The sequence below is a fragment of the Burkholderia sp. WSM2230 genome, assembly GCF_000472445.1.
In the GTDB taxonomy this organism is placed as follows: Bacteria; Pseudomonadota; Gammaproteobacteria; order Burkholderiales; family Burkholderiaceae; genus Paraburkholderia.
Genome location: NZ_AXAJ01000015.1, coordinates 36562 through 55580, shown reverse-complemented (window position 1 = coordinate 55580; position 19019 = coordinate 36562). Strand labels below are relative to the sequence as shown.

General features: G+C 64.7%; 15 protein-coding genes. 11 read left to right on the top strand and 4 right to left on the bottom strand.

The window, feature by feature from the left end:
• Positions 1-104: 104 nt before the first annotated feature.
• The 4 genes from A3AC_RS0124030 (at position 105) to A3AC_RS0124015 (ending at position 3121) form a co-directional block, all read left to right on the top strand.
• Positions 105-806, top strand: coding sequence for a phosphatase PAP2 family protein (locus tag A3AC_RS0124030; RefSeq protein WP_025602016.1), 702 nt, complete (start codon positions 105-107; stop codon positions 804-806).
• A 132-nt stretch (positions 807-938) separates the two neighbouring features.
• Positions 939-1712, top strand: a complete 774-nt coding sequence (modA, locus tag A3AC_RS0124025; protein ID WP_025602015.1) for a molybdate ABC transporter substrate-binding protein — start codon at positions 939-941, stop codon at positions 1710-1712.
• A gap of 31 nt (positions 1713-1743) precedes the next feature.
• Complete coding sequence (modB, locus tag A3AC_RS0124020; RefSeq protein ID WP_025602014.1) at positions 1744-2418, top strand: molybdate ABC transporter permease subunit; 675 nt, start codon at positions 1744-1746, stop codon at positions 2416-2418.
• A 1-nt stretch (position 2419) separates the two neighbouring features.
• A complete protein-coding gene (locus A3AC_RS0124015) occupies positions 2420-3121 on the top strand; it encodes a sulfate/molybdate ABC transporter ATP-binding protein (RefSeq protein ID WP_025602013.1) in 702 nt (233 codons plus the stop codon).
• An 80-nt stretch (positions 3122-3201) separates the two neighbouring features.
• Here A3AC_RS0124015 and A3AC_RS0124010 read toward each other — a convergent pair whose 3' ends face one another.
• Positions 3202-4038 carry a TOBE domain-containing protein gene (locus A3AC_RS0124010; RefSeq protein WP_025602012.1) on the bottom strand — a complete coding sequence of 279 codons (837 nt, stop codon included), beginning with the start codon at positions 4036-4038 and terminating at the stop codon, positions 3202-3204.
• A 121-nt stretch (positions 4039-4159) separates the two neighbouring features.
• Positions 4160-4543, bottom strand: a complete 384-nt coding sequence (locus A3AC_RS0124005) for a tautomerase family protein (RefSeq protein ID WP_025602011.1) — start codon at positions 4541-4543, stop codon at positions 4160-4162.
• Positions 4544-4642: 99 nt separating this feature from the next.
• Between A3AC_RS0124005 and A3AC_RS0124000 the strand changes: the two genes are divergently transcribed.
• Complete coding sequence (locus A3AC_RS0124000) at positions 4643-5494, top strand: LysR family transcriptional regulator (RefSeq protein ID WP_025602010.1); 852 nt, start codon at positions 4643-4645, stop codon at positions 5492-5494.
• A 150-nt stretch (positions 5495-5644) separates the two neighbouring features.
• Here the strand turns inward: A3AC_RS0124000 and A3AC_RS0123995 are convergent, their stop codons facing one another.
• Positions 5645-6232, bottom strand: coding sequence for a hypothetical protein (locus tag A3AC_RS0123995; RefSeq protein ID WP_035475758.1), 588 nt, complete (start codon positions 6230-6232; stop codon positions 5645-5647).
• 113 nt (positions 6233-6345) lie between these two features.
• Here A3AC_RS0123995 and A3AC_RS0123990 point away from each other — a divergent pair, with 113 nt between their 5' ends.
• A complete protein-coding gene (locus A3AC_RS0123990; RefSeq protein ID WP_025602008.1) occupies positions 6346-6783 on the top strand; it encodes an MbcA/ParS/Xre antitoxin family protein in 438 nt (145 codons plus the stop codon).
• On the top strand, positions 6780-7481 hold the full coding sequence (locus A3AC_RS0123985) for an RES family NAD+ phosphorylase (RefSeq protein WP_025602007.1): 702 nt from the start codon (positions 6780-6782) through the stop codon (positions 7479-7481). Before A3AC_RS0123990 ends, A3AC_RS0123985 begins: the two co-directional genes overlap by 4 nt.
• Positions 7482-7519: 38 nt before the next feature.
• On the opposite strand, the gene A3AC_RS0123980 is transcribed toward A3AC_RS0123985, so the two are convergent.
• Entirely contained in the window at positions 7520-8257 is a 738-nt protein-coding gene (locus A3AC_RS0123980; protein WP_025602006.1) for a metallophosphoesterase, read from the bottom strand.
• 401 nt (positions 8258-8658) lie between these two features.
• Between A3AC_RS0123980 and A3AC_RS0123975 the strand changes: the two genes are divergently transcribed.
• The 4 genes from A3AC_RS0123975 (at position 8659) to glgB (ending at position 18887) form a co-directional block, all read left to right on the top strand.
• Complete coding sequence (locus A3AC_RS0123975) at positions 8659-9321, top strand: DUF1345 domain-containing protein (protein ID WP_025602005.1); 663 nt, start codon at positions 8659-8661, stop codon at positions 9319-9321.
• A 434-nt stretch (positions 9322-9755) separates the two neighbouring features.
• A complete protein-coding gene (locus A3AC_RS0123970; protein ID WP_025602004.1) occupies positions 9756-13208 on the top strand; it encodes a maltotransferase domain-containing protein in 3453 nt (1150 codons plus the stop codon).
• Positions 13205-16684 (top strand): maltose alpha-D-glucosyltransferase, encoded by a 3480-nt coding sequence (treS, locus tag A3AC_RS0123965; protein WP_025602003.1) that lies wholly within the window; start codon positions 13205-13207, stop codon positions 16682-16684. The genes A3AC_RS0123970 and treS overlap by 4 nt, the downstream gene beginning before the upstream one ends.
• Positions 16677-18887 carry a 1,4-alpha-glucan branching protein GlgB gene (gene glgB / locus A3AC_RS0123960; RefSeq protein WP_025602002.1) on the top strand — a complete coding sequence of 737 codons (2211 nt, stop codon included), beginning with the start codon at positions 16677-16679 and terminating at the stop codon, positions 18885-18887. Before treS ends, glgB begins: the two co-directional genes overlap by 8 nt.
• Positions 18888-19019 lie beyond the last annotated feature (132 nt).

Sequence of the window (19019 nt, the reverse complement as noted above, 5' to 3'; positions counted from 1 at the left end):
GTGCCGTCTATACTGGCGGTTATTCCAGCGCGTCGGCGGTTTGCCCCGCTCGCGCGTTGCAGTGTGATATCAACGATTCCATGCGGCCCTGAGCGCTTTCCCCGATGCCCGAATTGTCCGACCACCTGTGGTACTCCATCACCAGCCTCGGCGGCGCCGGCATGACGCTGCCGCTCGCGTTCGCCATTGCCCTGTGGCTTGCGGTCGGCTACACGTGGCGCATGGCGGCGGGCTGGCTGCTGCTGCTCGGCGCGGCGATCGGCGTGGTGACCGTGACCAAGCTGGCGTTCCTCGGCTGGGGCGTCGGCGTGCGCGAACTCGATTTCACGGGCGTCAGCGGCCACGCGATGCTGTCTACGGCGGTCTATCCGGTCGCGCTGTTCCTCATGCTGCTGCGGACGCATCCGGCCGTGCGCGTGCTGGGCGTGCTGCTAGGCCTCGCGGCCGGCATGGCGGTGGGCGTGTCGCGCGTTGCGCTGAGTGCGCACTCGCCGTCGGAAGCCGTCACCGGCTGTCTGGTCGGCGCCCTCGCCGCGCTGCTGTTCGTGCGGATGGCGTGGAAGGCCCAACCCGAGCGCCTTTCCGCCCTTCCCGTCGCGGTGAGTCTAATGGTGCTCGCGGTACTGATGCACGGCGTGCATGTACCGACGCAGCGCTGGGTCACTCACATCGCGCTGAAAGTTTCCGGCCATGACCGGCCGTTCATTCGCGCGAAATGGAAGGCGATCCGCAGCGCCCCGCCCGCCGCGGCGCCTGTCGCGCAGCCGCGCAACGCCCTAGCACCGCCCGCTTCCCTTCACGCCTGAACCTTCCCCCCGTCCGGCTGGCTGCCGTGTTTGACCGGCGTAATGTCCGTCATGCCAGCGCTATTACCTCGTGTATATTACGATATGCGTTTTTAACCACTGCTCCGGCACGCGCCGGATTTCCACACGTTCATGACACCGTCCCGCCGTCTGCCGAAACAAGCGCTGTTGGTCGCCAGCGCGATTTCCATTGCCTTTAGCGCCCAGGCACGCGCCGACGAGCTGGTAGTCTCGGCCGCCGCGAGCCTGACCAATGCATTCAAGGCAGTGAGCGAAGCGTTCGAGAAACAGCACGCCGGCACGAAGGTGCTGCTGAACTTCGGCGCGTCGGACGTCTTGATGCAGCAGATCGCCAAAGGCGCACCCGCCGACGTGTTCGCCTCCGCAGATCAGAAGGCGATGGACAAGGCCGTAGCCGAAAAGGTCATCGCGCCGGCCACGCGCAAGGATTTCGCCGCCAATTCGCTGGTGCTGATCGTGCCGGCGGACAGCCGTTTTGCGCCGTCGAGCCTCACCGAACTGACGTCGTCGAACGTGAAACGGATTGCCTACGGCGATCCGGCCTCCGTGCCGGTCGGCCGCTATACGCAAGGCGCGCTGCAAGCCGCGGGCGTGTGGGATGCCGTCAGCGCGAAAGCGGTACTCGCCGCGAACGTGCGGCAAAGTCTCGACTATGTGTCGCGCGGCGAAGTGGACGCCGGTTTTGTGTTCGGCACGGACGCCGCGATCTTGCCCGGCAAGGTGAAAGTTGCGCTCAGCGTACCGACGCAAACACCGATTACTTATCCAATCGCCCAAGTGGAAGGCAGCCGTCACGCGGCCGAAGCGCAGGCATTCGTCGACTTCGTGCTGTCGCCGGCCGGTCAGGCGGTGCTCGCGAAGTACGGCTTCAAGCCGGCGCATTGAGCCCTCGCAACGGCACGGACCGCGCAAGATCATGCAACAGGCCTGGATTCCGCTGATGCTGTCACTGAAGGTGGCGGGCTGGGCGACCGCGCTCAATCTGGTGTTTGGCGTCGCGGCCGGTTTCGGCCTGTCGCGCTGGCGCTCGGGCGCACGCGACGTCGTCGATTCATTGCTGACGCTGCCGCTCGTGATGCCGCCTACGGTGCTCGGTTACTACCTGCTGGTCCTGCTCGGACGACGTGGCGTGATCGGCGCCTGGCTCGACCGCTTCGACATTCAACTGGTGTTCACCTGGCAAGGGGCCGTGATCGCGTCGACGGTGGTCGCTTTTCCGCTGGTGCTGAAGTCCGCCCGGGCCGCCTTCGAAGCCGTCGACCCGCAGCTCGAGCGCGCCGCGCGCACGCTCGGCGTCAGCGAGACGGCGGTTTTCTTTCGCGTGAGCCTGCCGCTCGCCGCGCGCGGCATTCTCGCGGGCGGTCTGCTGGCGTTTGCGCGGGCGCTCGGCGAATTCGGCGCCACGCTGATGATCGCCGGCAATTTACCGGGCCGCACGCAGACGCTCTCGGTGGCCGTCTATGCAGCCGTGCAAGCCGGCGACGACAACACCGCGAACTTCCTCGTAATCGTGACTTCGGTGACATGCGTTGTCATTCTGCTGCTCGCTGGCCGGCTCGTGCCGCAACGCACGCTTCTGGTGTCCCGCTGACATGCCGCTTAACGTCGACATCCGCAAAACGTTCGAGACCGCCGAGCGCCGCTTCACGCTCGACGTCGCCTTCAATGCGACCACGCAACGCGTGGTCCTGTTCGGTCCGTCGGGCGCGGGAAAGAGTCTGACGCTGCAGGCGATTGCCGGCCTGCTGCGTCCCGACGAAGGCTCCATCGCGCTGCACGGCAATGCGCTCTTCGACAGCGTGCGCAATATCGATCTGAAGCCGCAGGCGCGCCAGGTCGCGTATCTGTTCCAGGACTACGCGCTCTTTCCACACCTGAACGTGCGGCAAAACATCGGCTTCGGCTTGCAGCGCGGCTGGCTCAATCCGCGTGCGCGCAGCAGTTCCGCGCAGGTCGATTACTGGCTCAGCGCGCTGGAGCTGCGCAATGTCGCGAGCAATTATCCCGCGCAGCTTTCCGGTGGGCAGAAGCAGCGTGTGGCGCTGGCGCGCGCGCTGGTGGCCAAACCGCAACTGCTGTTGCTGGACGAGCCGTTTTCCGCGTTGGACAGCAGCTTGCGCCAGCGCATGCGGGTGGAACTGTCCGAGCTGCAAACCCGGCTTGATATTCCGATGGTTTTGATCACGCACGATCCCGACGACGTTGCGGCCTTCGGCGATCAGGTCGTGCAGATCAGTGACGGTCGGGTTCGCGAGCATCAGGCGTTCAGCGGCTATTTGCGCAGCGAGACTTGATTTGAGCAGGTGCGTTGCCGCGGTTTTGGGACTTCACGCCTGACGCGTTCGCGCTTTCGCGCTTTCAGTCCTTCAGTCCTTCAGTCCTTCACACCAAGTATCACGCTTGATGCCTTGAAAGCCGCGACAGCGCTGGCGCCTTCGGCAAGACCGAGCGCATCGGCGCTCTGGTTGGTGATGACGGCGGTGATCACCGCGCCGCCTTCCAGCGCAAGCGACACCTCGGCATTGACCGCGCCGCGCTTCACGCTTTGCACAGCGCCGCGCAGCTGATTACGCGCCGACAGTTTGAGCGGCGCGCCGCTTTCATCCGCAACCAGGAGCACGACCCACGACGCCTTGATCAACGCGAACGCCGCCGCGCCCACGGCGAGGCCGAGCGCCTCCGTGCTTTCGTGCGTGAGGACCGCGACGATTGTCTGTCCGCCTGGCAGAGTCAGCGACACTTCGTCGTTGACGGTGCCGCGCGTGATCTGCGAGACGGTGCCGTAGAGCTGATTGCGCGCGCTCGTCTTGACGCCGATGCGGCCGATCAGATCCCAGTCGGTCGCGAAACCCTCGATGGCCGCGCCCGCACGCTCCAGAAAGCGCCGATGCTCGCGCTCCACAGCGCGAAACGTCTCGATCAGCTTGAGCGCGCGCGGCGTCAGCGTGGTGCCGCCGCCGCCCTTGCCGCCGGTCAGCCGCACGACGAGCGGCTCGCCGGCGAGATTGTTCATGGCGTCCACCGCGTCCCACGCGCCCTTGTAGCTCATGCCGACCGCTTTGGCTGCGCTGGTGATGGAACCCGTCTCGCCGATGGCCGCGAGCAGCGCGATCCGCGACGCGCCGCCAAGCGTATTGGCGCCCGCCTGGAACCAGACGGACCCGCCGATTTCCAGCGGCTCGTGCGAAGAATCGTTGCGGTCTGATGCCATGGCTGGCGCGCTCGGCTAATGAATGATCAAGGAGAGCGAACCATTATAGCGACCGGCCCGCGGGCCGCGAGCAGGGGATCCCCTCGGCGGCGCCGCGACTGGAGGATAGAAGTCTCGCCGCTTAAACCGCGTACTGCGCAATCCCATTGCCGAACGACCAGTTCTCCTTCAGCACTTCGACAAGGTTGATCAGCACGTCCTCTCGCCGCAAGCCCGGCGACTCGTGCAACTCGCCCACCATGCGCTGATAGAGCGCCTTCTTCTGCTCGATCGTACGGGTGTTGCTCACGGTGATCTGGATCATCACGAGGTCATCTGTCCGCTGGACGTCCAGATACTGGTTGTCATACACAAAATTGCCAGCCTCGTGCTCGGTGATCAGCATGAAGATGTCGTCCTTCGGCACGTTGAAGGTAGCGACGAGCGCGCGCTGGATGCTCTCCGTGAGCGCCTTGCGGTATTCGACGGGTTTACCGGCGCGCAAAGCGATGCGGGTAAAAGGCATGACGTTCTCCTTTGAAGTGGTGAATGCATGCGCACAGCCTAGGCGGCGTCAGTCATAATTAACAGACATCTATCGCTATTTCATCTATGTTGAATTGAAATGAAAGTGCTCGATCTGGACGCCGTCCGCGCCTTCGTGCTCGTCGCAGACCTGTGCAGCTTCACGCGCGCCGCCGACGCGCTCGACACCACACAATCCGCCGTAAGCCTGAAACTCAAGCGGCTGGAAGCGCATCTGGGCAAGCAGTTGCTCGAGCGCACGCCGCGGGTCGTGCGCCTTTCCGTCGACGGCAAGGCGTTTCTCAGCGCCGCACGCGAACTGCTGAACGCGCATGAACGCGCGCTGGGCGCGTTGTCGGTGGAACGCCGGCGGCTGGCGCTCGGCCTGAGCGAGCATGTCGCCGGGCGTGACCTGCCGCATTTGCTGGCGCGCCTGAATGCGCACGACCCGACGCTGGTGGTCGAACTGCACCTCGGCACATCGGCTGCATTGCTGGCCCAATTCGACGAGCGCCGGCTGGACGCCGTGATCGTCCGCCACGGTGCGGACGCGCCGCCGCGCGACGACGCAGAAGTGCTGTTCAGCGAGCCGCTCGGCTGGCTCGCCACGCCGACGTGGCTGCCGCGCGTCGGCGAGCCGTTGGCGCTCGCGCTGTTGAGCCCACCGTGCAATGTGCGCGACGTGGCCTTGCGGACGCTCGCGGATGCGTCGGTTGCGTGGCAGGAGGTGTTCGTCGGCGGCGGCGTGGCGGCCGTGGGCGCGGCGGTGGCGGCAGGGCTCGCGGTGTCGCCGCTGGCGCGCAGAGTGGTGCCGCGCGGTTTGATCGATGTCGGCGCGCGGCTTGGGTTGCCGTCGTTGCCGCAATCGCAGGTGACGCTGCACTCGCGCGTGCGCGACGAGCGTTCGAAGCAAACGCTGCGGCTGGTGACCAGCGGGTTGGCGGGTGGATGAGCGGCGAACGAGCGGCGAACGAGCGGCGAATGAGCGACGAACGAGCGACGAACGAGCGACGAACGAGCGGCGAACGAGCGGCGAACGAACGGCGGACCATCGCGCGGATCGCAAAGTGAAACCGCCCGCTTCAGCCAGCGCTTTTCCCGCTCAGTGCAGGATCGGCGGGAGAGAGCCGCTGCGCGCGGTCGCCGGATTCGTCGCGGCGTCCGCCTGCTCGGCGCCGGCGTTCGCGGAGAGCGTCCGCGGGTCCGGCTCCGCGGGCGCCGGCTGGGTAGCCGCGCCTTTGCCCGTCCCGGCGCGCTTCAGTGCATCGCCATGCGCAGCATGACCTTGCGCGATGTCGGCATGCACGGCCTTGGCCTGGCCCGGCTTCGTCCGGACGATTTGCGCGTGGGCTGTCTTCCCTTGCGCGACCCGAGCGGCGCTTGACTTCGCGTTACCGCCCGCCACCGCCGCAGTCCCGACAGTCCCCCTGGTTCCTTTAGCCCCCGCGGTCGCCGCATGCCCGATGCCATCGCGCGTGGCCCGCTTCGCCTTTGCTACAGAAACCCCATGCTTGCCCGCATTTTTCGCCGTCACCTTCGTTGCCGGCTTTGCCGCTGGCCGCTTCACTGCGCCATGCCTCGCATGCGCGGCGGCTTCAGGCGGATTCCACACTTCCGCATAACCGTTAGCCATTGCTGCGCTGGAGACGCACCACACCGCCACCGCCGTTGCTGCTGCTCGAAACCACATCTGCTGAACTCCCAAAATCTTTTGCTTTCTGGCGAGCCGGGATTATATTCCCTTGCAAAAATCCGAAATTGGACTAGCATAGGCAATAAGTACATATAAGGACTTACCCCATCATGGCTCACGCCGCCCGTGTCACCCAGTCTGCAGCGCCAGTTCGCCGGCCACTTGCTGAACCCTCGTTTGCGGAAATGTCCGCGGCCGGTTTGCGCGCGTTCTTCAACATCGCACGAGACTGGGACCTGAGCGCCGAGGAGCAGATCGTCCTGCTCGGCGAGCCAGGCCGCTCGACTTACTTTAAATGGAAGTCGGCGCCGGAAACCGCGCGCCTCGGTCGCGACACGCTGGAGCGTCTGTCGCTGCTGCTCGGTATTTACAAGGCGCTGCAAATTCTCCTGCCGCAACCCAGTGCCGCAGATAGTTGGATCAAGCGTCCCAATAGCGCGCCGCCGTTCGGCGGCCGCCGCGCGCTGGACCGCATGCTGGCCGGCAACATCAGCGACCTCGTGGCCGTGCGCCAGTATCTCGACGCAATGCGAGGCGGCTGGGCGTGACAGAACCGCATTGGCAGGACCGCTGGCGCAGCGCGCCACTGGACTGGTCGCCCGCGTATCGCGTGATTCCCACACGCTTTCCGGCCGTCAATCTGTTCGACCGGGTCGCATCGGCGGAAGATTTCGACGCGCTGTACGCGCTCGAAGCAATGACCAACGACCGGCTTCGCACCGAAGTTGGCGAACTCGACCTCGTGCCGCGCGAAGAACGCCGTTTCGGGCCGGGCTTTGGACCGATCATGGCCGCGCTCACGCATCTGAATCCGCTTGGCAGCCGCTTTTCCGACGGCACGTACGGCGTGTTTTATTGCGCCCGCTCGCGCGCGACCGCCATCGCCGAAACGCGCTATCACACGGGCAAATTCATGGAAGCTACCGCCGAGCCGCCCATGCGCCAACAGATGCGTCTCTACACGGTGGTGGCGCAAGGCGAAGTGGTGGACCTGCGCGGCGATCCGAAGCTGGACCTCGCGGTGCTCTCACCGGACGACTATCTCCCCGGCCAGTCGCTCGGACGCGCGGTGCGCGAAGCGGGAGCGCCGGGCATTGCATATCCGTCGGTGCGCGACCCTGAGGGCGAATGTCTCGCGGCTTTCAGGACAACGCTGCTGCGCGACTGTCATCACGCTGCCTATCTGGAATACAACTGGAACGGCACCAGCGTGGATATGGTGTTCGAATTGAGCCAGGTCGGCTGACAGCGTCTTGAGCAGCGCGGCATCAAGGTAGCGCCGAATCAGGGCAGCGCCAGCGCCGCAGCGCCTTCCGCGCGCGCTTCTTCAACGGAAATGGACCAGCGCCGCAGCGCCCTCGGCTCGACGAGCGTCAGCCTGCCGCCTGGCCCGAACGCGCCGGTGTCGATGAACACCTGCGAGCCGATCTGCCTGATGTCGCGCATCGGCGTATGGCCGCAGTAAGTCAGCGACAAACCGCGTTGCCGTTGCGGATCGCCATTACCCATTGCGAGCTCGCGTCCCCACAGCATTTGCTGACGCGTTTCGGCGGAGAAATTGCCGGCGTCGAGCTCGGCGTCAGTGCCGAAGAATTCGGCGTGCAGAACATTGAAGCGCTCCGGCCCGCTTCCCACTACGCGAGCAAGCGGCAAAGTGCGCAGCCGCTCTGCATAGCGGCGCAGGCTCTCGTCGGGCAGATTGGCCGCCCACGCACCGCCAATGCCATACCACCACTGACGCCGCAAGCGGCCATCCGCGACCGCGCAGAGCGCGTCTTCGTGATTGCCGAGCACTGCGAAGAACCACGGCTTGTCGAGCAACGCCAGCGCCTGCTCGGAATGCTCGCCGCGATCCACCAGATCGCCGACCGAAAACAGCCGGTCGCAAGCCGGGTCGAACGAAACGAGGCGAAGCAGATAGCGCAATGCATCGACACAACCGTGCAAGTCGCCGACTACGAAGTCGCGGCCGCTCCGGTTGGCCGGATGATGCAAAACAGAGGTATCGAGTACGGAAGCCATAAGCTCATGATAATGCGCAATGTCCGATGGGTATGCGCGCTGCCTCTCGTAGCGCGACGATAGAACGCGAAAAATTGACACAGAATCACGCGAAAACCGCGCCTTTGCGGGCAAATCTTGCCGCAAATAGCCATCGTGAAGGGCCGTCCTTGCTGGCTTCGCGATCCGCTAATCCAGCTTGTGCGGGAAGGTGCGCCGCCTCGCGCGCATGCACCGATAAACGAATTCGACGCCAGGCGGCGAGCGAAGTTGCGCACACAACACTCGCGCCTGCAATCGCCATTCGATTGAAAGGCATTGGCAAGGCCGTTGCGGAACACTATGCGTGTGCTGCGCCGCTCGCGAATGGTGCGCGGCGCACGCGTAGAATTCGCGACACTCGGCGCCTCACTGTCCATTTCATGTTCACAAAATACTATCCGCAAACGCTTCGCAACCGTCCGCGCATGCTGATCGCGCTCGCCTTCGGCGTCGTCGCAGCGGTGTTGATGCCGCAACATATGCGGCCGATGGTCCGTGTGCTGGTGGGCTGGGACACCACGGTATGGAGTTATCTCGCGTTGATCTGGGTGCACATGGCCGCCGCCGACGAGCACCGCGTGCGCGATTCCGCCCGCCGCGACGACGAAAACGCGGGCGTCGTGCTGTTCATGATCTGCGTGGCCACGATTGCGAGCATTGCCGCGATCGTGCTTGAACTCGCTTCGGCGAAGGGCACGGCAGGTGCGTCGACGGTATGGCATTACACGCTGACGGGACTGACGCTGATCGGCGCGTGGTTCATGATTCCCACCATCTTCACGCTGCACTACGCGCGGCTTTACTACGATACCGGCGTTCAGGAAACGCCGCTTCTGTTTCCCGATCAGTCGCTAACGCCGGACTATTGGGACTTCCTGTACTTCTCGTTCACTATCGCTGTCGCTTCACAGACGTCGGATGTCGTGCTCCGCTCGCGCACCATTCGCCGCGCCGCGCTCGCGCAATCCATCCTGTCGTTCTATTTCAACGTCGCGGTGCTCGGCTTGTGCGTGAACATCGCGGCAGGCTTGCTCGGCTCGTGATTTTCGCGGTGAGGCCGCAGCGTCGCGTTAGCTGACAACTGCGTGACAACCGACCTTCGGTCACGCCGCGTCCCGTGTAAAACGCGGACCATCGCAGCCCGTTTTACACGGGCTCGCGCCATCCAGCAGCGCCGCGCGCGGCCGCCCGCCACAACGCTTCCTTTGAGACACTCGCTGCTCCAAACGCCGTTACGCCGACCTGACGGGCACAGGCTTTGCTGACTTCCGCAGACGTTCTGGCCGGCCTCTGTCGCGACGCCTGGCGGCGAGGCATCCGTAACTGGCCAGCGGCGTGACGATCTTTGCACTACATTGACCAAGTACGCGCCGTCAGTCCACGGATCGCGCGGCAGCCGGCTCTGGAAGCCCAATGAGCGCTGTGATCGCATGCCAATTGCATCCACACCGCAGCAGGACAAATCTGGAAACGACCGATGGAACCTCCAAAAGGGTACGCGCCGCGGATCTATTTTTTTCATTCGCCTCTGGTTGGTCCGCTTGACGCGTGGCCTGCGCAGTTCGCTCACGCGGCCGCGCTCGGCTTCGATCACGCGCTGATCGGCAGCCTCTTCGAGCCGGGCCGGGCGAGTCATGGTCAGGTGGTCGGCAACCATGCGCGCCTGCATCCGGCGTTCGAAGCGCAGCAGTCCGCCGGTGACGCGCTCCGCACGCTCGCGGACGAGGCACGTCGACATGGCCTGACCTTGCTGGCCGATCTGGTGATCGACCGCGTCGCCGCCGATGGCGCGCTCTATGCCGAGCACGCGGACTGGTTCCATCCGCTGGAAACAGAAGAGGCCCGTCTCGATCCGCGTCATGTCCATCGCGAGGACAACGTCGCCTACGCGAACTTCAGCGATGCCGGTACGCGTGCCGCGCTCGCCGACTGGTGGACACAGCAGCTTCTGGCGCTCGCTGACGCGGGTATCGGCGGCTTCCGTTTCGATTCGCCGCATCGCGTGCCCACCGATTTCTGGCGGCAGTTGCGCGACGCCGTGCGCGACGCTCATCCCGAAGTGCGCTTTCTCGCGGCGACACCCGGCCTCGCGCGCAGCGATCTTCCGGGGCTCGAAGGCGCCGGCTTCGACAGTGTGTTTTCGTCGGTGCGCTGGTGGGACTATCGCGCGAGCTGGATGGTCGAGGAGCACGCCGCGCTCGCGCGCATAGGCGGACCGATCGCTTTTCCCGAAGCGCCATACGGTACGCGGCTCGCCGCCGAGTTGAGCGATCCGCATGATTCGAGCGTCGTCGAACGCGCTTATCGGCGCGCGCTGTTCACGGCGTCCGCCGTCGGCACCGGCTGGATGATGCCGATGGGTTTCGAATACGGCGTGAGCGAACCCATGTCGCAAACGCGAGGCGACGCGTCGCAATTCGCGCTCGCTTGCCAGGCGAAACGGTTCGACCTGTCGCAATCCATCACGCTCGCCAACGAACTCGCTCGCAATGTCAAGGCGCTGCAGGTGAACGGCGAATTGCGCCCATTGAGCGGGCCGGGCGCGCCTGCCGCAGTCCTGTTGCGCGCCGATCAACCCGATATGCGCGATGCCGGCGAAGCGGTGCTCATCGCAATCAATCCCGAACTCAGTGCAGCGGTTCGCGTGGACCCGGCGCGCTTCCTTGCCGGCGTGCCCGGCAATTTCACGCGCTTCGTTCCGCTGGATGCGCACTGCCGCGCGTCGCCCGCGGCGTTGGCGCCGTTCACGCTCGCGCCGGGCGCCGTGCGGCTCTTCCAGGCAGTGACGGAAAAGCCGATCTGTCTCGCGCCGCCCATCGACAAAGCGAACAGCAAGCGCAGCGGCCGCAAGACCGTGCTCGAAGCGATCAACGCGCCGCGCGTCGCGATTGAAAGCGTGATGCCTTCCGTCGACAACGGCCGCTTCGCTGCGAAGCGCAGCGTCGGCGAACGCGCCGAGATCAGCGCCGCGATTTTCGCCGAGGGCCACGACAAGATCGCAGCCGCCGTGCTGTGGCGCGCCGCGGATGAAAACACCTGGCACGAAGTACTGATGAGCCCCGCACAACCGGCAGGCCTCGACATCTGGAAGGCGCGCATTCCGCTCGAACGCATGGGCCGTCATGAATTCACCGTGATCGCCTGGCGCGACGACTTTGCTTCGCTCGTCGAGCACGTCGAGAAAAAGTTGAAGGCGAGCCAGACAGTCGAGATCGAACTCGACGAAGCCGCGCATCTGTTCGCGCTCGTGCTTGCGGAAGTGGAAACGGCTGAAGGCGCCGACAAAGCGCCGCTGGAACAGATCGTCACGCAGTTCAAGAAAGCCGACGATCAGGCGAAGCTCAAGCTGCTGCTCGACCCGGCCACCGCGAAGGCAATGACCGCCGCGCGGCACCGTCCGTTCCTGAGCCGCGACCCGGTGACGTACAAGATCGACGCGGAACGCACCGCCGCGCGCTTCGCAAGCTGGTATGAGATCTTCCCGCGTTCGATGAGCGACGACGAATCGCGCCACGGCACCTTCGCCGATGTCACGAAGAAGCTGCCGCGCATTCGCGACATGGGCTTCGACGTGCTGTATTTTCCGCCGATTCATCCTATCGGCGTCACTAACCGCAAGGGCCGCAACAATACGCTCAACGCGCAGTCCGGCGACGTAGGCAGCCCGTATGCGATCGGCGCGGCGGAAGGCGGCCACACGGCCGTGCATCCGCAGCTCGGCACGCTCGACGACTTCAAGGCAATGCTCGCCGCCGCGCATGCACACGGACTCGAAATCGCGCTCGATTTCGCGATTCAATGTTCGCCGGATCATCCGTGGTTGAAAGAGCATCCGACGTGGTTCGCGTGGCGTCCCGACGGCACGCTGCGTTATGCGGAGAATCCGCCGAAGAAGTATCAGGACATCGTCAACCCGGACTTTTACGCGCACGACGCAAAGCCCGATTTGTGGCTCGCGTTGCGCGACGTGATCCTCTTCTGGATAGAAGCGGGCGTGCATATTTTCCGCGTCGACAATCCGCACACGAAGCCGCTGCCGTTCTGGGAGTGGATGATCAACGACGTGCGCTCACGCTATCCGGACACCATCTTCCTCGCCGAAGCATTCACGCGGCCGCGCATGATGAACCGGCTCGGCAAGATCGGCTTCTCGCAGTCGTACACGTACTTCACGTGGCGCGAGTCGAAGCGCGATTTCATCGACTATCTGACCGACCTCACGCAAACCGGCGCGCGCGATTTCTATCGGCCGAATTTCTTCGTGAATACGCCGGACATCAATCCGCGGCATCTGCAATCGCAGGGACGCACCGGCTTTCTGATTCGCGCGGCGCTCGCTTCCACGCTCGCCGGTTTGTGGGGCGTGTATAGCGGTTTCGAGCTTTGCGAGGCGGCCGCGTTGCCGAACAGCGAGGAATACCTCGACTCGGAGAAGTACCAGTTGCGCGCGTGGGACTGGAACCGGCCCGGCAACATCATGGCCGAGATCACCGCATTGAACCGCATTCGCCGCGCGAATCCCGCGCTGCAAACGCACCTCGGCCTCACGTTCCTGCCCGCGCACAACGAAAACATTCTGTTCTTCGAGAAGGCGACCGAAGCGCGCGACAACGTGATCGTGGTCGCCATCAATCTCGATCCGTTCAACGAGCAAGGCGCGGATATCGAGTTGTCGTGGGAGACATTCCAGAAATGGAGTCTGCACGATCACGGCGGACTGGAGGTCACCGATCAGATGACCGGCGCGCGGTTCGATTGGCACGGCCGCTGGCAGCATGTGCGGCTCGGCCCGGGCCAGCCGTTTTCGATCTGGCGCATCGCGCCGCTCGGCGGCTTGCCAGCGGAGCGCCCCGACGAAGCCGACAGCGATCCGACCGGCGCCCTTCACGCAGACGCTGGCAACCCTACCCCGACGGAAGGTGCGATATGAAGCGTGACGATCCCTCCCAGACCACGACGCAGGCGCCGGTGGGCAACGCTCCCGGCAACACGGCGAGGCCGCGCGCGAACCGTCGCGGCAAGCCCGCGGCGCTCGCCGACGATCCGCTCTGGTACAAAGACGCGATCATTTATCAGGTGCACATCAAGTCGTTCTTCGATGCGAATAACGACGGCGTCGGCGACTTTCCCGGCCTTATCGCCAAGCTCGACTACATCGCCGAACTTGGCGTGAACGCTATCTGGCTGCTGCCGTTCTATCCGTCGCCGCGCCGCGACGACGGCTACGACATTGCCGATTACCGCAACGTGCATCCCGACTACGGCCAGCTCTCCGACGTCAAACGCTTCATTCAGGAAGCGCACGCGCGCGGCATCCGCGTGATTACCGAACTGGTGATCAACCACACGTCGGATCAGCACCCGTGGTTCCAGCGCGCGCGCCGCGCGAAGCCGGGCTCGAATCATCGCAACTTCTATGTGTGGTCCGATACCGACCAGAAGTACCCGGAAACGCGCATTATCTTTATCGACTCGGAGCCGTCGAACTGGACGCACGATCCGGTCGCGGGCGCGTACTACTGGCACCGCTTCTATTCGCATCAGCCCGACCTGAACTTCGACAATCCCGCCGTGTTGCGCGAAGTGCTGCAGATCATGCGCTTCTGGCTCGATATGGGCATCGACGGGCTGCGGCTAGACGCGGTGCCGTATCTCGTCGAACGCGAAGGCACCAACAACGAGAACCTGCCGGAAACGCACGCGGTCCTGAAGAAGATTCGCGCGACCATCGACGCCGAGTACCCGAACCGCATGCTGCTCGCCGAGGCGAACCAGTGGCCGGAAGACGTGAAGGAATACTTCGGCGATGAAGACGAATGCCACATGGCATTCCACTTCCCGCTGATGCCGCGCATCTACATGTCGATTGCGAGCGAGGACCGCTTTCCGATCACCGACATCATGCGGCAAACGCCGGACCTCGCCGCGTCGAATCAATGGGCGATCTTCCTGCGCAATCACGATGAGCTCACGCTCGAAATGGTCACGGATTCCGAGCGCGACTACTTGTGGAACACCTACGCGAGCGACCGCCGCGCGCGCCTGAATCTCGGCATTCGCCGCCGCCTAGCGCCGCTGATGGAGCGCGATCGCCGTCGCATCGAGTTGATCAATTCGCTGCTGCTGTCGATGCCCGGCACGCCCGTGATCTATTACGGCGACGAACTCGGCATGGGCGACAACATTCACTTGGGCGACCGCGACGGCGTGCGCACGCCGATGCAGTGGTCGTCGGACAGGAACGGCGGTTTCTCGCGGGCCGATCCGGAACAACTCGTGCTGCCGCCGGTAATGGGTTCGCTCTACGGCTTCGACGCTGTCAACGTCGAAGCGCAAAGCCGCGATCCGCATTCGCTGCTCAACTGGACCCGGCGCATGCTTGCCACGCGCCGCGCGAAACAGACTTTCGGACGCGGCACGATCCGCTTTCTGAAGCCGGAGAACCGCAAGATTCTCGCGTACCTGCGCGAGATGCCTGGCGAGCCGCCTATCCTCTGCGTGGCCAATCTGTCGCGCGCGCCGCAGGCGGTGGAACTCGACCTGTCCGAATTCAACGGCGCCGTGCCGATTGAAATGACCGCCGATTCGGTGTTCCCCGCCATCGGTCAATTGACTTATCTGCTGACGTTCCCGCCGTATGGCTTCCTGTGGTTCTTGCTGTGTGAAGGCGGTCAGCGTCCGACGTGGGCGCAGGCGCATCCCGAGCCGTTGCCCGAGTTCGTCACCATCGTGATACGCGAAGGCCAGGTTGGACCGACGCCCGAGAACGTGCGGCTGCTCGAATCGGAAGTGCTGCCTTCGTGGCTGAGCCGGCGCCGCTGGTTTGCGTCGAAGGATCAAAAGATGCATGCCGTGCGGCTCGCCGCGTTGACCACGATACCGAACGGCGGCTTCGCGTTCACCGAGATCGAAGCGGACGTCGGCGATCACACTGAGCGCTACGTGGTGCCGATTGCGATCACATGGGGCGGCGAGACGACCACGCCGCTGTTTCTGCAGCTCGCGCTGGCACGCGTGCGGCGCGGCCGCAATGTCGGGCATCTCACGGACGCATTCGCGCTGCCGATCTTCGCGCACGGCGTGCTGCGCAAGCTGCGCGAACGCGCGGTCGTGCCCACCGTTCAGAAGAGCGAGATCCGCTTCATTCCGACCGACCGTTTCGCTGAACTGGACAACCTCGGCGAGCGTCCTGAGGTGCGTTGGCTCGCGGCGGAGCAAAGCAACAGTTCGCTGATCGTCGCGGATGCCGCAGTCCTCAAGCTAGTGCGGCGTCTCGTAAGCGGCATTCATCCCGAAGCGGAAATCAGCCGCTATCTCACGCAACTCGGCTATGCAAACACGGCTCCGCTTTTTGGCGAAGTGGTGCGCGTGGACCCCGAGGGCGTGCCGCACACGCTCGCGATCGTGCAAGGCTTCGTCGACAATCAGGGCGATGCATGGAACTGGTCGCTCGATTATCTGCGCCGCTCGGTCGACGAACTGGCGATCACGGTCGACACGGAGGCCACCTCGGCGCCTGACCGCGACAATGAAGCGATTCTGCTGGAAGGCTACGCGGCGTTGGCCGGCATCATCGGCAGACGGCTGGGCGAGTTGCATGTCGCGCTGTCCTCGCCGACCGACGACCCTGCGTTCTCTCCCGAGCCCGCGAGCGCAGAGCAGGTGAAGGCGTGGGTGGACGGCACGCAGTCCATGCTCGCAAGCGCGCTCGATCTGCTCGCGCCGCGCGTCGAACACTTGCTCGATGCCGATACAAAGGCGCTTGCGCAAAGTCTGATCGACCGGCGCGAAGCTCTCGTGGATGCCGTGAACAAGCTCATTTCGCCTGACACGCAGGCGCTGCGCATCCGTATCCATGGCGACTTCCATCTGGGCCAGGTGCTGGTCGCACAGGGCGACGCGTATCTGATCGACTTCGAAGGCGAGCCGGCGCGTTCGCTCGAAGAGCGTCGGCAGAAATCGAGCCCGCTGCGCGATGTGGCCGGGCTGATGCGCTCGCTCTCGTATGCGAGCGCCGCGGCGCAGTCCACGACGGAAGCCGCGCCGCAACAGACGGCGGATCGCAAGCGCGTGTTGTTCGACCGTTTCCGCGCGCACGCCACCGAAACATTCCTGAAGGAATACCGCGCGGCCACCGCCGAAGCACCGACACCGCTCGTCGCGCCCGAGGCGGAGCAGGCGCTGCTCGATCTGTTCCTGATCGAGAAGGCCGCGTATGAAATCCGTTACGAGGCGGCCAACCGTCCGACGTGGCTCAGCTTGCCGGTGCGCGGCCTCGCGGCGCTCGCGAGCCGGCTGCTCGGCGATACGGGCACACCGCACACCTCGCACGCTTCGCACGATTCGTCAACCCAGGCGCCAGACGCCGCCACCCCGCCTCATCCGGCCGAGGGCGACTATGAGTGAACACGATCCGGCCGCAGGCCTTCAGCCGCTGGAGATAGACGCGCTCGTCGAGGCGCGCCATCCCGATCCATTCTCGCAACTCGGCTTGCATCAGACGGACGCTGGCCCGGTGGTGCGCGCGCTGTTGCCGAACGCCGCGCACGTCAGCGTGATTGCGCGCGCCGACGGTGCGCTGCTCGGCGAGCTTCAGCAGTTTCGCCCCGGGCTCTTCGCGGGCCGCGTGAGTCCGGCGGCGCCGTACCGGTTGCGCATCGACTGGCATGGCGTCGTGCAGGAAATCGAGGACACCTACTCGTTCGGCCCCGTTCTCGGCGATGAACCGCTCGGCCGTCTCGCGAATGGCGATCCCTACGCGGTGCTCGAATGCCTCGGCTCGCGTCCGATGGAAGTCGACGGCGTGCCCGGCGTGCGCTTTGCCGTGTGGGCGCCGAATGCGCGGCGCGTCTCGGTGGTCGGCGACTTCAATGCATGGGACGGTCGCCGTCATCCGATGCGTCTGCGTCATCAGGCGGGCGTGTGGGAACTGTTCGTGCCGCGAGTTGGACCGGGCACGCGCTACAAGTACGAACTGCTCTCGCGCGAGGGCCATCCGCTGCCGTTGAAGGCCGACCCTTGCGCGATGCAAACCGAGAAGCCGCCAGGCACGGCGTCGGTGGTCGCGCATGTCGACGAGATCGAGCAGTTTGCGTGGACCGATCACGAATGGATCCAGTCGCGCGGCGCGAAGCAGACGCCGCGCTCGCCTATTTCGATCTACGAGGTCCACGCCGAGTCGTGGCTGCGCATCGCCGAAGAAGGTCAGCGCGGTCTCGACTGGGCGGAACTCGCCGAGCGCCTGATTCCGTATGCGAAGACCATGGGCTTTACGCATGTCGAGTTCATGCCGGTCGCCGAGCATCCGTTCGGTGGCTCGTGGGGCTATCAGCCGCTCGGGCAGTTCGCGCCGTCGGCGCGCTTCGGCAAGCCGGAGCAGTTCGCGCTGTTCGTCAACAAGGCGCACGAGGCCGGGCTCGGCGTGATTCTCGACTGGGTGCCCGCGCACTTTCCGAACGACGTGCACGGCCTCGTGCAGTTCGACGGCACGCCGCTTTACGAGCATGCCGATCCGCGCGAGGGCTACCACCAGGACTGGAACACGATGATCTACAACCTCGGCCGCAACGAGGTGAGTGCGTTCCTGATCGCGTCGGGGCTCGCGTGGCTCAAGCGCTATCACGTGGATGGACTGCGCGTGGATGCCGTCGCCTCCATGCTCTATCGCGACTATTCGCGCGCCGCCGGCGAGTGGGTGCCGAACATCTATGGCGGCCGCGAGAACCTCGAGTCGATCGCGTTCCTCAAGCGCCTGAATCACGAAGTCGGTTATGTGCCCGGCGCGCCCGGCGCGATCACCATCGCGGAGGAATCGACCGCGTGGCCCGGCGTGACGGCGCGCGTGGAAGACGGCGGCCTCGGCTTCCATTTCAAGTGGAACATGGGCTGGATGCACGACACGCTGCACTACATGCACGAGGATCCGGTGTACCGCCAGTACCATCATCACAACATGACGTTCGGGATGGTGTACGCGTATTCCGAGCGCTTCGTGCTGCCGCTTTCACACGACGAAGTAGTGCACGGCAAGGGCTCGTTGCTCGGCAAGATGCCCGGCGACACCTGGCAGAAATTCGCGAATCTGCGCGCGTACTTCGGCTTCATGTGGACCCATCCCGGCAAGAAACTGCTGTTCATGGGCGGCGAATTCGGCCAGCTCGCCGAGTTCGATCACGACACCTCGCCGCACTGGCATCTGCTCGACGATACGCATCATCACGGCGTGCAACTGCTGGTGCGCGATCTGAACCGTCTGTACCACGATGAGCCGGCGCTGCATCTGCTCGACAGCGAACCAGGCGGCTTTGGCTGGCTGATCGGCGACGACAGCGCCAATAGCGTCTTCGCGTATCGTCGCACCGACAACGCGGGCCGCGAACTCGTCGTGGTCTGCAACATGACGCCGGTGCCGCGCGTTGGCTACCGCATCGGCATGCCGCGCGAAGGACGCTGGTCGGAGGTATTGAACACGGATGCAAGCGTGTACGGCGGCTCGAACATGGGCAACGGCGGCGTGATTCATACCGACGCGATTTCGAGCCATGGCTGGCCGCATTCGGCTTCCCTGATCTTGCCGCCGCTGGCGACGATCGTGCTGCGCGCCGACTGAGCAGCGCTAGCCGCCGAACCGGGCGCCGCCCGGTTTCACCGAAAGCAAGCGCGCGGCCCGCATGACGACGGGGCCGCGCGCTCGTCGCATGAAAAAGGCACTAGCGCTTCACCAGAACAGAACAAGGAAGGG

What these genes read in the sequence shown, in the direction of transcription:
- A3AC_RS0123995 (WP_035475758.1), bottom strand. Translation starts at nt 6,232, where the DNA reads ATGTGGTTTCGAGCAGCAGCAACGGCGGTGGCGGTGTGGTGCGTCTCC.
- modA (WP_025602015.1), top strand. Translation starts at nt 939, where the DNA reads ATGACACCGTCCCGCCGTCTGCCGAAACAAGCGCTGTTGGTCGCCAGC.
- A3AC_RS0124000 (WP_025602010.1), top strand. Translation starts at nt 4,643, where the DNA reads ATGAAAGTGCTCGATCTGGACGCCGTCCGCGCCTTCGTGCTCGTCGCA.
- A3AC_RS0124015 (WP_025602013.1), top strand. Translation starts at nt 2,420, where the DNA reads ATGCCGCTTAACGTCGACATCCGCAAAACGTTCGAGACCGCCGAGCGC.
- A3AC_RS0123980 (WP_025602006.1), bottom strand. Translation starts at nt 8,257, where the DNA reads ATGGCTTCCGTACTCGATACCTCTGTTTTGCATCATCCGGCCAACCGG.
- A3AC_RS0124005 (WP_025602011.1), bottom strand. Translation starts at nt 4,543, where the DNA reads ATGCCTTTTACCCGCATCGCTTTGCGCGCCGGTAAACCCGTCGAATAC.
- A3AC_RS0124030 (WP_025602016.1), top strand. Translation starts at nt 105, where the DNA reads ATGCCCGAATTGTCCGACCACCTGTGGTACTCCATCACCAGCCTCGGC.
- modB (WP_025602014.1), top strand. Translation starts at nt 1,744, where the DNA reads ATGCAACAGGCCTGGATTCCGCTGATGCTGTCACTGAAGGTGGCGGGC.
- A3AC_RS0123970 (WP_025602004.1), top strand. Translation starts at nt 9,756, where the DNA reads ATGGAACCTCCAAAAGGGTACGCGCCGCGGATCTATTTTTTTCATTCG.
- glgB (WP_025602002.1), top strand. Translation starts at nt 16,677, where the DNA reads ATGAGTGAACACGATCCGGCCGCAGGCCTTCAGCCGCTGGAGATAGAC.
- A3AC_RS0123975 (WP_025602005.1), top strand. Translation starts at nt 8,659, where the DNA reads ATGTTCACAAAATACTATCCGCAAACGCTTCGCAACCGTCCGCGCATG.
- A3AC_RS0123990 (WP_025602008.1), top strand. Translation starts at nt 6,346, where the DNA reads ATGGCTCACGCCGCCCGTGTCACCCAGTCTGCAGCGCCAGTTCGCCGG.
- treS (WP_025602003.1), top strand. Translation starts at nt 13,205, where the DNA reads ATGAAGCGTGACGATCCCTCCCAGACCACGACGCAGGCGCCGGTGGGC.
- A3AC_RS0124010 (WP_025602012.1), bottom strand. Translation starts at nt 4,038, where the DNA reads ATGGCATCAGACCGCAACGATTCTTCGCACGAGCCGCTGGAAATCGGC.